Below are 15,358 nucleotides of genomic sequence, written 5' to 3' on the forward strand. Positions count from 1 at the left end.
CGCGGTGGGTCTTGTTTCGGGCCGGGGCGGGGGGGGTAAAATGGGGGGCCCCCCCGGGGGGGGGGGGGGGGGGGGGGGGGGGGGGGCCCCCCCGCCGCGCCCCGCCCCCCCCCGGCCGGGTCAGTCCTGTGCCGGGGCTGCCGTCTTCTTGGCGGTGGCCTTCTTGGCGGTCGTCTTCTTCGCCGCGGTCTTCTTGGCCGTCGCCGTCTTCTTGGTGGCGGCCTTCTTCGCGGTGGCCTTCTTCGCCGTCTTGCGGGCGGCCGTCTTCTTGGCCGGGGCCGCGGCCTCGGCCTCGCCGTCCGCGGCGGGCGCCTCGGCGGCGGGCGCCTCTGCCGGGGCAGCGGCAACCGGGGACTCGACCACCAGAACGGCGGCCTCCTCGGCACCCGAGGGCGAACCGGCGGGGGCGGTCACCTTGCGGACGACCCGACGACGGGCCCTCGGCGGGGCGGCCACGGGGGCCTCCTCGACGACCGGCGCCTCGACCACGGGCTCGGGAGCGGCCTCGACGACCGGTTCCGGGGCCGCGACGGGCTCGACGACGGTCTCGACGACCGGCTCCGCGGCGGCCGGCGAACCGGCCGGGGCCGTCGCCTTCCGCGTGGCGCGGCGGCGCGTACGGGGGGCCGGGGCGGCCTCCTCGACGGCCGGCGCCTCGGCCACGGGCTCGACGACCGGCGCGGCCTCGACGACGGGCTCGGGCTCCGTCACGACCGCCGGGGCGGGCGTGGAGGCGACCGGCGCGGAGACCCTGCGGGTCGCCCGACGGCGACCGCGGCCCCGCGTGGCGGCGGCCTCGGCCTCGGCGGCGCTGCCGTACAGCTCCTCGTCGGGGCGGAAGGGCTCCTCCACGGCCACCGGGGCGGCGATCTCCGCGGCCACCTCGGCCTCGGTCTCGACCGTCTCGGTCTCGGACTCCGTCTCCTCGACGGCGCCGTCGACGTGCTCGTGCTCGTGGTGCTCGGCGCCGCCGCGGCCACGCCGCTTCGAGCGCTTGCCGCTGCCGCCGCCACCGGGGGCGGTCGGCTGCTCCATGTGCACGATGACGCCACGGCCGTTGCAGTGGACACAGGTCTCGGAGAAGGACTCCAGGAGGCCCTGGCCGACCCGCTTACGGGTCATCTGGATCAGGCCCAGCGAGGTGACCTCGGCCACCTGGTGCTTGGTCCGGTCACGGCCCAGGCACTCCAGGAGGCGGCGCAGCACCAGGTCGCGGTTGGACTCCAGGACCATGTCGATGAAGTCGATGACGACGATGCCGCCCAGGTCGCGCAGGCGCAGCTGGCGGACGATCTCCTCGGCCGCTTCGAGGTTGTTCCTCGTCACGGTCTCTTCGAGGTTGCCGCCCTGACCGGTGAACTTGCCGGTGTTGACGTCGACGACGATCATCGCCTCGGTCTTGTCGATCACCAGCGAGCCACCGCTCGGCAGCCAGACCTTGCGGTCCAGCGCCTTCATCAGCTGCTCGTCGATCCGGTACGTCGCGAAGACGTCGACCTCGCTCGTCCACTTGGACAGGCGGTCGGTCAGGTCCGGGGCGACGTGGTTGACGTACCCGTGGATGGTCTCCCAGGCGTCGTCACCGCTGACGATGACCTTCGAGAAGTCCTCGTTGAAGATGTCGCGGACGACCCGGACGGTCATGTCCGGCTCGCCGTAGAGAAGGGTCGGGGCGTTGCCGCTCTTCGCCTTCTTCTGGATGTCCTCCCACTGCGCCTGCAGACGCTCGACGTCACGGCGCAGCTCGTCCTCGCTCGCGCCCTCGGCGGCGGTGCGCACGATGACGCCCGCGTCCTCGGGGACGATCTTCTTGAGGATGGTCTTCAGGCGGGCGCGCTCGGTGTCCGGGAGCTTGCGGCTGATGCCGGTCATCGAGCCCTCGGGGACGTACACGAGGTAGCGGCCCGGCAGGGAGACCTGGCTGGTCAGACGCGCGCCCTTGTGCCCGATCGGGTCCTTGGTGACCTGCACGAGGACCGACTGGCCGGACTTGAGGGCGGTCTCGATGCGGCGCGGCCCGTTGGCCATGCCGAGAGCCTCGAAGTTGACCTCACCGGCGTACAGGACGGCGTTGCGGCCCTTGCCGATGTCGACGAAGGCGGCCTCCATCGACGGCAGCACGTTCTGGACCTTGCCCAGGTAGACGTTGCCGACGTACGAGGTGGCCTGCTCCTTGTTGACGTAGTGCTCGACGAGCACGTTGTCTTCCAGGACGCCGATCTGGGTGCGCTCGCCGTTCTGGCGGACGACCATGACGCGCTCGACGGCCTCACGGCGGGCCAGGAACTCGGCCTCGGTGATGATCGGGACGCGGCGGCGGCCCTGCTCGCGGCCCTCGCGGCGGCGCTGCTTCTTCGCCTCCAGGCGGGTGGAGCCCTTGATGGACTGGACCTCGTCGGACGGCTCGGCCTTCTCGCGGGCCGGGCGGGGCTCGCGGACCTTGACGACCGTACGGACGCCGTCCTCGTCGCCCGCCTCGTGCTCGCCACCCGCGTCACCGCTGCGGCGGCGACGGCGGCGACGGCGGCGCGAGCTGCTGCTGCCGGAGGACGGCGCGCCGCCCTCGTACTCGTCGGTGTCGGACTCCTCGTCCTCGGACTCCTCGTCCTCGGCGCGGGCCTCGTCCGTCTCGTCGCTCTCCTCGGCCTCCTCGGCCTCGGCGAGCTCACCGCGGCGACGGCGACGGCCACCACGGCGGCGACGGCGGGACGGGCGGTCCCCGTACTCGTCGGACTCCTCGGCCTCCGCCTCGGGCTCCTCGGCCTCGACCTCGGGCTCGTCGGCGACGGTGGCGGGCACCGGCTCGACGGCCACGGGCTCGGCGGGCTCGCCACGACGACGACGGCGCCGACGGCCGGCGGGCTCGGGACGCTCGACGGCCTCGACGGGCGCGGCGGTCTCCTCGGCCTCGACCGTCTCCTCCTCGTCCTCCTCCACGACCTCGGCGGCAGCGGCGGCGGCCGCGGTCTCCGGGGTCTGGAACATGGGCTCGGTGAAGACCGGGGCCTGGAACACGGCGACGGCGGGGCGCGCGGCACGGCGGCCGCGGGGCTCCTCCTCGGCCACGGCGGGCGCCGGGGGCTCGGAGGTGAACTGCGGCGAGGTGGCGCGGCGGCGGGTGCGGCCCCGGGTGGCGGCCTTCTCGGCGGCGGCGACCTCGGGCTCGGCGGCCTCGGCGGTGATCTGTGCGACGGTCTCCTGCGGCAGGCTCTCGCCGCCGGCGGGGGTGACCTCGGGCGAGGTGGCCTTGCGGGTGGCGCGCCGACGCGTACGGGCCGGGGCGGCGGCGGGCTCCTCCACGGGAGCCTCCACGGCGGGGGCCTCCGCGACGGGGGCTGCCACGGCGGCTTCGGTCTCGACGACCTCGGCGACGGGCTCGGGCGTGGTGGCCTTACGGGTGGCGCGGCGACGCGTACGGGCCGGGGCGGCGGGCTCCTCCACGGGAGCCTCGGCGACGGGGGCCTCGGTCTCGACGACCTCGGCGACGGGCTCGGGCGTGGTGGCCTTGCGGGTGGCACGGCGACGCGTACGGGCCGGGGCGGCGGGCTCCTCGACGGGAGCCTCGGCGACGGGGGCCTCGGTCTCGACGGTCTCGGCGACCGGGGCCGGGGCGGTGGCCTTGCGGGTGGCGCGGCGACGCGGGCGCGCGGGAGCGGCGGGCTCCTCCACGGGCTCCGGCGCGGCGGCCGGGGTGGTCTCCGGCGTCTCCACGACGACCTCGGCCACGGTCTCGGTGACCTCCGCCGCGACCGGCGGACCGGCGGGGCGGGAAGCGGCGCGGCGCCTGCGGCGCGGCGGCAGCTTGTCACCAGGTGCGTTGTTGTTCTCGTTGCTTTCTTCGTGCTGCTCGAGCATGCGGGCGGTTCTCCCGTCACGCCCCCGGGCGCCGCGTCTTGATCCGGTCCGGCGGCACGATCACGCACGATGCGCGGTGCCGCCGTCCGGGGCGCGGGCGCCGCACGGGAGCTGATGTCTGGCTCGCCGGTTCCGTACGCGTTGTACGTACGGCCTGGCGAAAGTCTCCTGGTCAGTGCGCTGCCGGACCCAGGTGGCTCCCGAGTGCCAGGGCTGCGCTACGACGACCGCTCCCTACGCGGAACCGGTACCCGGCGCCGTCGCTGAGGCGGTCGCGGCGGCCGTGGGTGGAGCGGCCGTGACTGCCTCGCGGTCGGGCGCGAGCGGGTCGGTCACCGTGCCGGACTCCTCGTCGAAGAGCCCCTGCGCCAGCCTGGTCACCGCTGCGGGGACCGGCGGCGCCAGGTCGGCCACAGCTCGGAGACCGGACAGGACGTCGTCGGGTCGCACGGCAGGTGTCACGTGCCGAACAACCAGCCGCAGTATCGCACAGGCATTGTCCAGCGGCCTATCAGCCGCGGAACGTGCCTGGAGCTCGGCGACGGCCGAGCGGGCGTCGAAGGAACGGATGCCGTTCTTGGTCTTGCGCTGTACTTCCACGGTCTCGGCCGCGAGGAAGGCGTCGACGGCCTTCTGCGCGTCCTCGGCGGTGACGCCGTCGAGCCGGAGCTCCCACACGGAGGCGGTGAGCCGGTCGGCGAGTCCCGAGGTGCGGGCCTCGACGGCGTCGGTGATGTCGAGGCCGGCCGGGAGCGACTCGTCGAGCAGGGCCCGCAGGGTCTCGGGGTCCCGTGCCTCGGTGAGGGCGATCTCCAGGTACTCGGCCTCGGAGCCCGTACCCGTGGGGGCGGCGTTGGCGTACGACACCTTGGGGTGCGGGGTGAATCCGGCCGAGTACGCCATGGGCACCTCGGCGCGGCGCAGCGCGCGCTCGAAGGCGCGCTGGAAGTCACGGTGGCTGGTGAACCGGAGGCGGCCGCGCTTGGTGTAGCGCAGTCGGATGCGCTGCACCGCCGGTGCGGGCGGCGGGCCTTCGGGCTGTCGCTTGCCCAGTGGTTCTTCTCCTCGGTGCGGGGCGGGCGCGGGTGCCGCGCCGCCCTCGAACAGACAGGGGGCCTCTGGGGGGCCCGCCCGGCTCACCCCCGCTTTCGCGGGGAGATCTCGGATGCGGGCACCGCGCCGGAGGCGGTTGTTGTACTACCCAGAGTACGCGTAGAGGCCACCACCGGTTCCCCAGGCTCGGTCACCCGGGGGAGGCGGCACGGCGACGGCCCGGCGCGGGGTCTCCCTCGCGCCGGGCCGTCGTCGGAGTGCTGTGCGGCTACTTGACGACCGTCAGCGGCAGCAACTTCTTGCCGGTCGGGCCGACCTGGATCTCGGTCTGCATGGCCGGGCACACGCCGCAGTCGAAGCACGGCGTCCAGCGGCAGTCGTCGACCTCGGTCTCGTCGAGGGCGTCCTGCCAGTCCTCCCAGAGCCAGTCCTTGTCCAGGCCGGAGTCCAGGTGGTCCCAGGGGAGGACTTCCTCGTAGGTGCGCTCGCGGGTGGTGTACCAGGCGACGTCGACGCCCTGCTCGGGGAGCGTCTTGTCGGCGCAGGCCATCCAGCGGTCGTACGAGAAGTGCTCGCGCCAGCCGTCGAAGCGGCCGCCGTCCTCGTAGACCGCGCGGATGACGGCGCCGATGCGGCGGTCACCGCGGGAGAGGAGGCCCTCGACGATGCCGGGCTTGCCGTCGTGGTAGCGGAAGCCGATCGAACGGCCGTACTTCTTGTCGCCGCGGATCTTGTCCCGGAGCTTCGCCAGGCGCGCGTCCGTCTCCTCCGCCGACAGCTGCGGGGCCCACTGGAACGGGGTGTGCGGCTTCGGGACGAAGCCGCCGATGGAGACCGTGCAGCGGATGTCGTTCTGGCCGGAGACCTCGCGGCCCTTGGCGATCACGTTGACCGCCATGTCACCGATCTGGAGGACGTCCTCGTCGGTCTCCGTCGGCAGGCCGCACATGAAGTACAGCTTCACCTGGCGCCAGCCGTTGCCGTAGGCCGTGGCGACCGTACGGATCAGGTCCTCCTCCGAGACCATCTTGTTGATGACCTTGCGCATGCGCTCGGAGCCGCCCTCGGGGGCGAAGGTGAGACCGGAGCGGCGGCCGTTGCGGGTCAGCTCGTTCGCGAGGTCGACGTTGAAGGCGTCCACCCGGGTGGAGGGGAGCGAGAGGCCGATCTTGTCTTCCTCGTAGCGGTCCGCCAGGCCCTTGGCGATGTCGGCGATCTCCGTGTGGTCCGCGGAGGACAGGGAGAGCAGGCCGACCTCCTCGAAGCCGGTCGCCTTGAGGCCCTTCTCGACCATCTCGCCGATGCCGGTGATGCTTCGCTCCCGCACGGGGCGCGTGATCATGCCGGCCTGGCAGAAACGGCAGCCGCGGGTGCAGCCGCGGAAGATCTCCACCGACATCCGCTCGTGGACCGTCTCGGCGAGCGGGACCAGCGGCTGCTTCGGGTAGGGCCACTCGTCGAGGTCCATGACCGTGTGCTTCGAGACGCGCCACGGCACGCCCGAGCGGTTCGGGACCACACGGGCGATCCGGCCGTCCGGCAGGTACTCGACGTCGTAGAAGCCCGGGATGTAGACCGAGCCGGTCTTGGCGAGCCGGAGGAGGACCTCCTCGCGTCCGCCCGGGCGGCCCTCGGCCTTCCAGGCGCGGATGATCTCGGTCATGTCGAGGACGGCCTGCTCGCCGTCGCCGATGATCACCGCGTCGACGAAGTCCGCGATCGGCTCGGGGTTGAACGCGGCGTGACCGCCGGCGAGCACGATCGGGTGGTCGACGGTGCGGTCCTTGGACTCCAGCGGGATGCCCGCCAGGTCGAGGGCCGTCAGCATGTTGGTGTAGCCGAGCTCCGTGGAGAAGCTCAGGCCGAAGACGTCGAACGCGCCGACCGGGCGGTGGCTGTCGACGGTGAACTGCGGGACGCCGTGCTCCCGCATCAGCTCTTCGAGGTCCGGCCAGACGCTGTACGTACGCTCGGCCAGGACGCCCTCGCGCTCGTTCAGTACCTCGTAGAGGATCATGACGCCCTGGTTGGGCAGACCGACCTCGTACGCGTCCGGGTACATCAGTGCCCAGCGGACGTCGGCGGACTCCCACGGCTTGACCGTGGAGTTCAGCTCTCCACCGACGTACTGAATCGGCTTCTGCACGTGCGGGAGCAGAGCTTCGAGCTGCGGGAAGACAGACTCGGCAGCAGACATCTCGAACCTTCGTGAGCTGGCAGGGGGCGACTCTCAAGCGTACCCGGTGCTCAGTGGGTGAGTGGCGCCCTCAGTTCCGGGGCCGAGGCCCTGGCCCAGACCTGGGGAAACGCGCGTTCGCCCGCCGCGCCGGCCGCCTCCTCCTGGCCGTGCAGGAGTCCCCAGGTGAAGGCGGACTCGCCGGCCGCGTGGGCCTGGATCGCGAGGTCGCGCAGGGCCTCGCGGGCGACGACGCTGTCCTGGTGCTCGCCGAGGACGGTCTGGACGTCCTTCATCCGCTTGGCGAAGCGCTTGGCGGGCTTGCCGAGGGTGGGGGTGGCTGCCTCGGCGGCGTACCGGGCGCGCTTGGCCGCCTTGCGGGCCTCGTGCATCGCCAGGTCGCGGTCGTGGCCGGGGAGCAGGGCGAGGGCGTGATCGGCACACGTGGCGAGGCGGTCGTAGTCCTTGAGGACGGCGGCGGCGAGGACGGGTGCCGGGGCGTCGGCGGCGGCCTTGAGCAGCGGGGGGTCGGTGAGCAGCGCGTCGAGGGCGCCGAGCAGGGCGAGGTGGCGGGCGGAGTCGAGGGCGGCGAGGGTCTTGCGGCGGGCCCCGCCGCCGTGGGCCTTGTCCCAGACGCGCAGTCGGGCGCGGACCGGTCCGAGGACGAGGGTGCGGGGGATCGTGTCGAGGCGGGTGCGGAGGCGCTCGGTGAGGACCTCCTGGTCGCGGGCGACGCCCAGCTCGCCGGCGAGCCACTTGAGTTCGTCGCCGATCGGGTCGGTGGCGGCGCGGTCGAGGACCTTGCGGTAGCTCTTGAAGGCGCTGCGCAGGCGCCGGCAGGCGACGCGCATCTGGTGCACGGAGTCGGGAAGGTCGCGCCGCACGGCGGGGTCGAGGGCGACGATCGCCTCCACCTGCTCCCGTACGTACGCGAGGACGCGGGCGCCGGCGGTGTCGGCCGGCGGCGACGCGTACTCGGGCTCGGGCTCCGGTCCCGTCTCCGCGAGCGCGCGCGCGACCTTCGACGCGGACGCGGACGGGCGGATCCCGGCCTTCTTCAGGCGCTTCTCGACCGCGTCGAGGACGGTCGGGTCGGCGTCGTCCGCGAGTTCGACCTCGATCTCCGTCCAGGACGTGTCCGGGCCCTCCGGGAGGCGTTCCGCTCGGACGGTGTCGACGGAGAGTTCGGCGAGGAGGGCTCCCTCGTCGTCCACGAGGTGGTGGACCCGGCGGGTGGAGCGGAGGCGGACGACCGGGACGACGGTCTCGGCGCGCGTGCGGGAGCGGACCAGGCCCGCCAGGGCCTTGGGGAGGGTGTCGGAGAGCGGGGCCCTGATCTCGTCGCGGATCCCGGAGGCGACCGGGAACTTGAGGTGCCAGCCCGCGTCCCCGCCACCCGTGCGGCGGCGCAGGGTCAGCGCGTCCGCGGCGAGCCGCAGGTCGGGGGTGTCGTAGTAGACCGCGTCGAGTTCGGCGACGCCCCGGTCCTCGACCGAGGCGACGCCGGGCGCCCTCGTCAGGTCGGGCAGCTCCGTCCGTGCCGTGGCTTCGTACTTCCGCTCGATCTCGCGCTTCGTCTCCGCCATGAATCGAATCTAGACGGGAAGTGAACGGAACGGGAGGGTGCCCCGCGCCCGACTCGGGCCCCCTCCAGGCCGCCTCGGGCCGCCTCCAGGCCGCCTCGGGCCGCCTCAGGCCGTCATCGGGCGCTGCACCTTGATCGACTGGAGCAGTCCGATGGCCACCCACACCGCGAACATCGACGAGCCGCCGTACGACACGAACGGCAGGGGCAGACCCGCCACCGGCATGATGCCGAGGGCCATGCCGATGTTCTCGAAGGACTGGAAGGCGAACCAGGCGATGATGCCGGCGGCGACGATCGTGCCGTACAGCTCGGTGGTCTCGCGGGCGATCCGGCAGGCGCGCCAGAGGATCACACCGAGCAGCACGATGATCAGTCCGCCACCGAGGAAGCCGAGCTCCTCGCCGGCGACGCTGAAGATGAAGTCGGTCTGCTGCTCGGGCACGAACTGGCCGCTGGTCTGGTGGCCGTTGAAGAGCCCCGCGCCGTAGAGCCCACCGGAGCCGATCGCGATCCGCGCCTGGTTGGTGTTGTAGCCGACGCCTGCCGGGTCGAGTTCGGGGTTGGCGAAGGCGGCGAAGCGGTTGATCTGGTACTCGTCGAGGAGGCCGAGCGCGGTGACCGCGACCGCGCCCGCGACGCCGGCCCCGATGAGACCGAGGACCCAGCGGTTGGAGGCGCCGGAGGCGAGCAGCACACCGAGCACGATGACCGCCATGACCATCACCGAGCCGAGGTCCGGCATCAGCATGACGATGGCCATCGGAAGCGCGGCCAGGAGCAGGGACTTGGCGACGGTCCGGTGGTCCGGGTGCACCTGGTCACCGGCGTCGACCTTGGCCGCGAGCAACATCGCCATGCCGAGGATGATCGTGATCTTCACGAACTCGCTGGGCTGGAGCGAGAAGCCGCCGCCGATCACGATCCACGCGTGCGCGCCGTTGATGGTCGCGCCGAGCGGGGTGAGCACGGCGAGGATCAGCACGATCGAGATGCCGTAGAGGATCGGCACCGCGCCGCGCAGGGTGCGGTGGCCGAGCCAGATCGTGCCGATCATCAGCGCGAAGCCGATGCCGGTGTTCAGCGTGTGCCGGAACAGGAAGGCGTACGGGTCGCCGCCGTTGAGCTCGGTGCGGCCGCGGGTGGCGGACCAGACGAGCAGCGCGCCGAGGAAGGACAGGACGAGCGCGGAGAGCAGCATCGGCCAGTCGAGCCGGCGCAGCACCGAGTCCCGGGCGGTGAGCTTGGCGAGGGTGCCGCGCTCGGGGGCGTACCGGGAGACGGAGAAGCCGTGCGGTGCGGTCATCGGTTCAGTCTCCCGTCCTGGCGTGCGGCGGTCCCGCGAGCGGCTGTTGTCCGTCTCCCTGCTTCTCCGGGTCGACCAGCTGCGACTTCGGGTCGTACGCCTTGATGTCCGGCGCGTCGATGGTGCCGTCCGGCTGGATCTTCGGCAGCGCCGCCTGCGGCTTGGGCAGGAGGGCGCGCTTGAGGTCCTGGTTCCCGGCGTCGTCGAGGCCGTAGAGCGCGTCGTAGATGTTGCGCACCGCGGGACCCGAGGCACCGGAGCCCGTACCACCCTGGGAGATCGTCATGACGATGGTGAAGTCGTCGGTGTACGTGGCGAACCAGGACGTCGTCTGCTTGCCGTAGACCTGGGCGGTACCGGTCTTGGCCCGCATCGGGATCTTGTCCTGCGGCCAGCCGCCGAACCGCCAGGCGGCGGTGCCGCCGGGCTCGACGACCGAGCGGAGCCCCTTGTCGAGGTCCTTGATCGTCTGGGCGTTGACCGGCAGCTTGCCGTGGGACTCGGGCTTGATCTCCTCGATCTTCTTGCCGTCGGGGCTGATCACGGCCTTGCCGATGGTCGGGTTGAAAAGCGTGCCGCCGTTGCTGATGGCGGCGTAGGCGGTGGCCAGCTGGACGGGCGTGATGAGGACGTCGCCCTGACCGATGGAGAAGTTGATGCTGTCGTAGGCCTTCAGCTGGTTGCCCTCGAGGCAGCTCTCATAGGCGATCTGCTCGACGTAGCTGCCCCCCTTCTTGCCCTGCTTGCACCAGGCGTCCTTGTTGGCCTCCCAGAACTTCTGCTTCCACTGGCGGTCCGGGATACGGCCCGTGACCTCGTTCGGCACGTCGATGCCGGTCTCGGAGCCGAAGCCGAAGTCACGGGCGGTCCGGTAGAACCAGTCGTGGGCGTCCTTCTTGGGCTTGAGGCCGCCGTCGCGGTTCCACTCCTGGTGGCCGAGACGGTAGAAGACCGTGTTGCAGGAGTACTTGAGGGCGTCCCCGAGAGTGATGGGGCCGTGCCCCTGGGACTCGAAGTTCGCGAAGCTCCGGTTGCCCATGCTGTAGGAGCTGCTGCAGAGGTACTTGTCGTTGAAGTCGTAGCCGGCCCGTACGGCCGCGCTCGCCGACACGACCTTGAAGACGGAGCCGGCGGGCGCCTGCCCCTGGATGGCCCGGTTGAGCAGCGGGTAGTTGGAGTCCTTGCTGGTGAGCTGGGCGTAGTCCTTGCCGGAGATGCCGCCGACCCAGGCGTTGGGGTCGTAGTCGGGCTGGGAGGCCATGGCGACGACGCGGCCGGTCTTGGACTCCATCACGACGACGGCGCCGGCGTCGGCCTCGTACTTCCGGCCGGTGATCTTGTCGGTCTCGCCGCGGACCGTCTTCATCGCCTGGGCGAGTTCGTACTCGGCGACGGCCTGGACGCGGGCGTCGATGCTGGTGACGAGGGTGGAGCCGGGCACACCCGGATCGGCCTGGGTCTGGCCCATGACCCGGCCGACCTTGTCCACCTCGTAGGAGGTGACGCCCGCCCTGCCGCGCAGCTCCTTGTCGTACGTGCGCTCGATGCCGGAGCGGCCGACCTGGTCGGAGCGGAGGTAGGGCGACTCGGTGTCCTTGGCCTTCTGGATCTCGTCGTCGGTGACCGGCGAGAGGTAGCCGAGCACCTGCGCGGTGCGGGCCTTGCCGGGTGCCGTGTAGCGGCGTACGGCGGTCAGCTCGGCCGAGATGCCGGGGAAGTCCTCGGTGGACTCCCGGATCCGCAGGGCCTGCTGCGTGGTGGCCTCGTCGGTGATCGGGATCGGCTGGTAGGGGGAACCGTTCCAGCAGGGCTTCGGAGTCTGGGAGTCGCAGAGCCGGACCTTGTCCATGACGTCCTTGGGCGTCATGCCGAGGACGCCCGCGAGACGGGTGAGGACGGCCTTGCCGTCGTCCTTCATCTTCATCAGGTCCGTGCGGGACGCGGAGACCACGAGCCGGGTCTCGTTGTCGGCGAGCGGGACGCCCCGGGCGTCGAGGATCGAGCCGCGGACGGCGGGCTGGACGACGCGCTGGATGTTGTTGCTCTTCGCCTCCTCGGCGTACTCCTTGCCGTTGCGGATCTGGAGGTACCAGAGGCGTCCGCCGAGGGTGAGGAGGAGGGAGAAGACGAGGATCTGGATGATCACGAGCCGGACCTGGACCCTGGGGGTCCGCCCGGTCTCCGGGATGTTGCTCATGCTGCCGGTGCCCCCTCGCTCACAGTCGCTTGACTCCCTTGATGCGTCCGGCGCGCGCCGCTCTCGTCCGGGCGGCCTTGACCCGCAGGCCGCCGCGCTGGTTGCCGATCTGCAGGCCGGTGCCGGACTTGAGCCAGCCGGAGGCGACGTCCGTCCCGGCCGAGGTGTCGGCGGCGAGCGGGTCGTTCTCCGCGCGCCGGGCCAGCGCCATGATCAGCGGCACGGTGAAGGGCGCGAGGAGGAGGTCGTAGAGGGCCGCGGTGAACAGCAGGAAGCCGAGGCCGACGTGGCGGGCGGCGGTGTCGCCGACGAGGGCGCCGACCCCCGCGTACAGCAGGGTGGAGCCGATCGACGCGGCGACGACCACGGCCATCGGGCCGCTGGCGGACTTGAGCTTGCCGTTGTCGGGGCGGGCGAGTCCGGCGAGGTAGCCGATGACGCAGAGGACCAGGGCGTAGCGGCCGGCGGCGTGGTCGGCGGGCGGGGCGAGGTCGGCGAGGAGGCCGGCCCCGAAGCCGATGAGGGAGCCGCTGACCGGGCCGTACACGAGCGCGAGACCGAGGACGGTCAGCAGGACGAGATCGGGTACGGCGCCGGGGAGCTGGAGGCGCGCGAGGACGGAGACCTGGATGACCAGGGCGACGACGACGAGCGTGGCGGAGAGCAGGATCCGGTTGAACTTCATGGCTCAGTCCCCCTGCTGATCGTTCGGCTGCTCGTTCTCGGGCTTCTGCCCCTGCTGTGGCTGGCCTGGCTGCAACCCGGGCTGCCGCTCCCCCGGCTGCTGCTGTCCCGGCTGCTGCTCCCCCTGCGCCTGGCCCTGCGGCTGGTCGCCCTGCACCTGGCCCTCGACCTGGCCCTGCGGCTGCTGCTCCCCCGCCGGGGGCGGCGGCGTGACCGTGACCGTGACGGTCGGCGCGGGCTTCGGCTTGGGCGGCAGGACCATGTCGCGCGGGTTGGTGCGCGGGGCCTGGACGACGACGCCGACGATGTCGAGCTTGGAGAAGCTCACGTACGGGCGGACGTAGATGTTGCGGGTGAGGCCGCCGCCGAGCGGGTCGACGCGGACGACCTCGCCGACCGGGACGCCGGGCACGAAGGGCTTGCTCGCCTGCGAGCCGAAGGTGACGAGCCGGTCGCCGTTCTTCACCTTCGCCTTGCCGTTGAGGAGCTGGACGAGGAGCGGCCCGTTGCCCTGGCCCGTGGCGAAGCCGAGCTCGTCCGACTTCTCCATGCGGGTGCCGACGGTGAAGTCGGGGTCGCTGGCGAGGAGCACGGTCGCGGTGGAGGGGCCGACGGTGGTGACGCGGCCGACCAGACCGGAGCCGTTGAGCACGGTCATGTCCCGCTCGATGCCGTCGTTGGCGCCGGCGTCGATGGTGACCGTCCAGGAGAAGCCCTGGGCCGCTCCTATGGCGATGACCTCGGCGCCCTTGATGCCGTACTGCCCGGCGCCGGCCGTCTTGAGGAGGGTGTCGAGCTCACGGAGGCGGCTGCGGTTGCGGTCGTCGCTGCCGAGCTTGGCCTTGAGGGCGGCGTTCTCGCGCTCCAGGGCGGCGAGGCGGTCGTGCCGCTCCCCCGAGTCGCGCACCGCGCCTATGGCGTTGCCGATCGGGTCGACGGCCGCCGCGACACCGTTCTCGACCGGTCCGAAGACCGCCGCGGCCGCCTGTCGGGCGCCGTCGACGGGTGACTCCTCGCCGCCGCGGATGTCCACCGTGATCAGTGCGAACGCGATGGCGATCAGCAGCACCAGGAGCAGCCGGCTCTCTCGTGTGTCCCTCACGTGCGGCGGCCGTGCCTTTCCTCGTGGTTCGGTTGTTCCGTGCGGTTCGTGCGGGTTCGTGTCGTTATATCAACGATCGGCCGTACGGGCGGTCTTGCCACCCGTGCGGCCGATCGCGCGCCGAATGCTGCGCACTTGTTATCGGCGGGGCTGGGCGTCCAGGACCTGCTGGAGGGCCTCGAACTCCTCCACGCACTTGCCGGAGCCCAGCGCCACGGAGTCCAGCGGATCCTCGGCGATGTGGATCGGCATCCCGGTCTCACGGCGGAGCCGCTCGTCCAGGCCGCGCAGCAGGGCGCCGCCACCCGTGAGAACGATGCCGCGGTCCATCACGTCACCGGAGAGCTCGGGCGGGCACTTGTCGAGCGTCGTCTTCACGGCGTCGACGATCGCGTTGACCGGCTCCTCGATGGCCTTGCGGACCTCGGCGGCCGAGATGACCACGGTCTTGGGCAGACCGGAGACGAGGTCACGGCCGCGGATCTCGGTGTGCTCGTCCTTGTCGAGGTCGTACGCCGAGCCGATGGTGATCTTGATCTGCTCGGCGGTCCGCTCACCGAGGAGGAGCGAGTACTCCTTCTTGATGTGCTGGATGATCGCGTTGTCGAGCTCGTCGCCGGCCACCCGGATCGACTGTGCTGTGACGATTCCGCCGAGCGAGATCACGGCGACCTCGGTGGTGCCGCCGCCGATGTCGACGACCATGTTGCCCGTGGCCTCGTGGACCGGCAGGCCCGAGCCGATGGCGGCGGCCATGGGCTCTTCGATGATGTGCACCTGGCGGGCGCCGGCCTGCGTCGAGGCCTCGATGACGGCGCGGCGCTCCACTCCGGTGATGCCGGAGGGCACGCAGACGACGACCCGGGGGCGGGCCAGGTAGCGGCGCTTGTGGATCTTGAGGATGAAGTAGCGCAGCATGCGCTCGGTGATCTCGAAGTCGGCGATCACGCCGTCCTTCAGGGGCCGGACGGCGACGATGTTGCCGGGAGTCCGGCCGATCATCTTCTTCGCCTCGGAGCCGACCGCCAGGATGCCGCCGGTGTTGGTGTTGATCGCGACGACGGACGGCTCGTTCAGAACGATGCCTCGACCCCTGACGTACACCAGCGTGTTGGCGGTCCCGAGGTCGACAGCCATGTCACGGCCGATGAACGACATTGAGTTCCCCTTGTTTCCCATGAGGATGCGTCGAGCCTTCCCAATCGGAGCGTTGACGGCTTCTCAGGTAGGCGAGGTGGTGCGAAGTGGTGGGTGTTCGGGTGCTACGGCGTGGAGTTTTCCATCGTAGTGCCGCCCACCCGGATACCGCGCGGTGGTCCACCTCTGTACAGGTGACGACAGGACGGTGCTACGCGTTCCCGGTCCCGCCGTTCATATGCCCGGGGGCGACCGAAATTCCT

General features: G+C 71.7%; 9 protein-coding genes. All 9 read right to left on the reverse strand.

The window, feature by feature from the left end:
• Window positions 1–120 precede the first annotated feature (120 nt).
• The 9 genes from ACF09C_RS18300 to ACF09C_RS18340 all read right to left on the reverse strand — a co-directional run bounded on the left by ACF09C_RS18300 (window position 121) and on the right by ACF09C_RS18340 (window position 15,116).
• Window positions 121–3,855: a ribonuclease E/G gene (locus tag ACF09C_RS18300; RefSeq protein ID WP_392092461.1), complete on the reverse strand. Its 3,735-nt coding sequence runs from the start codon at window positions 3,853–3,855 to the stop codon at window positions 121–123.
• A gap of 234 nt (window positions 3,856–4,089) precedes the next feature.
• Window positions 4,090–4,866, reverse strand: a complete 777-nt coding sequence (locus tag ACF09C_RS18305) for a TIGR03936 family radical SAM-associated protein (RefSeq protein ID WP_392092462.1) — start codon at window positions 4,864–4,866, stop codon at window positions 4,090–4,092.
• Window positions 4,867–5,176: 310 nt separating this feature from the next.
• Entirely contained in the window at window positions 5,177–7,105 is a 1,929-nt protein-coding gene (locus ACF09C_RS18310; RefSeq protein WP_362411137.1) for a TIGR03960 family B12-binding radical SAM protein, read from the reverse strand.
• 50 nt (window positions 7,106–7,155) lie between these two features.
• Complete coding sequence (locus ACF09C_RS18315) at window positions 7,156–8,670, reverse strand: CHAD domain-containing protein (protein ID WP_392092463.1); 1,515 nt, start codon at window positions 8,668–8,670, stop codon at window positions 7,156–7,158.
• A 105-nt stretch (window positions 8,671–8,775) separates the two neighbouring features.
• Complete coding sequence (rodA, locus tag ACF09C_RS18320) at window positions 8,776–9,975, reverse strand: rod shape-determining protein RodA (protein ID WP_392092464.1); 1,200 nt, start codon at window positions 9,973–9,975, stop codon at window positions 8,776–8,778.
• 4 nt (window positions 9,976–9,979) lie between these two features.
• A complete protein-coding gene (gene mrdA / locus ACF09C_RS18325; protein ID WP_392092465.1) occupies window positions 9,980–12,172 on the reverse strand; it encodes a penicillin-binding protein 2 in 2,193 nt (730 codons plus the stop codon).
• A gap of 19 nt (window positions 12,173–12,191) precedes the next feature.
• Window positions 12,192–12,857, reverse strand: a complete 666-nt coding sequence (mreD, locus tag ACF09C_RS18330) for a rod shape-determining protein MreD (protein ID WP_392092466.1) — start codon at window positions 12,855–12,857, stop codon at window positions 12,192–12,194.
• 3 nt (window positions 12,858–12,860) lie between these two features.
• The gene (gene mreC, locus ACF09C_RS18335) at window positions 12,861–13,958 is read right to left on the reverse strand and encodes a rod shape-determining protein MreC (RefSeq protein WP_392092467.1); all 1,098 of its coding nucleotides are present in this window, start codon (window positions 13,956–13,958) and stop codon (window positions 12,861–12,863) included.
• 138 nt (window positions 13,959–14,096) lie between these two features.
• Complete coding sequence (locus ACF09C_RS18340; protein ID WP_033201091.1) at window positions 14,097–15,116, reverse strand: rod shape-determining protein; 1,020 nt, start codon at window positions 15,114–15,116, stop codon at window positions 14,097–14,099.
• Window positions 15,117–15,358: the final 242 nt, after the last annotated feature.

This window comes from Streptomyces sp. NPDC014870 (genome assembly GCF_043081505.1).
Lineage (GTDB): Bacteria > Actinomycetota > Actinomycetes > Streptomycetales > Streptomycetaceae > Streptomyces.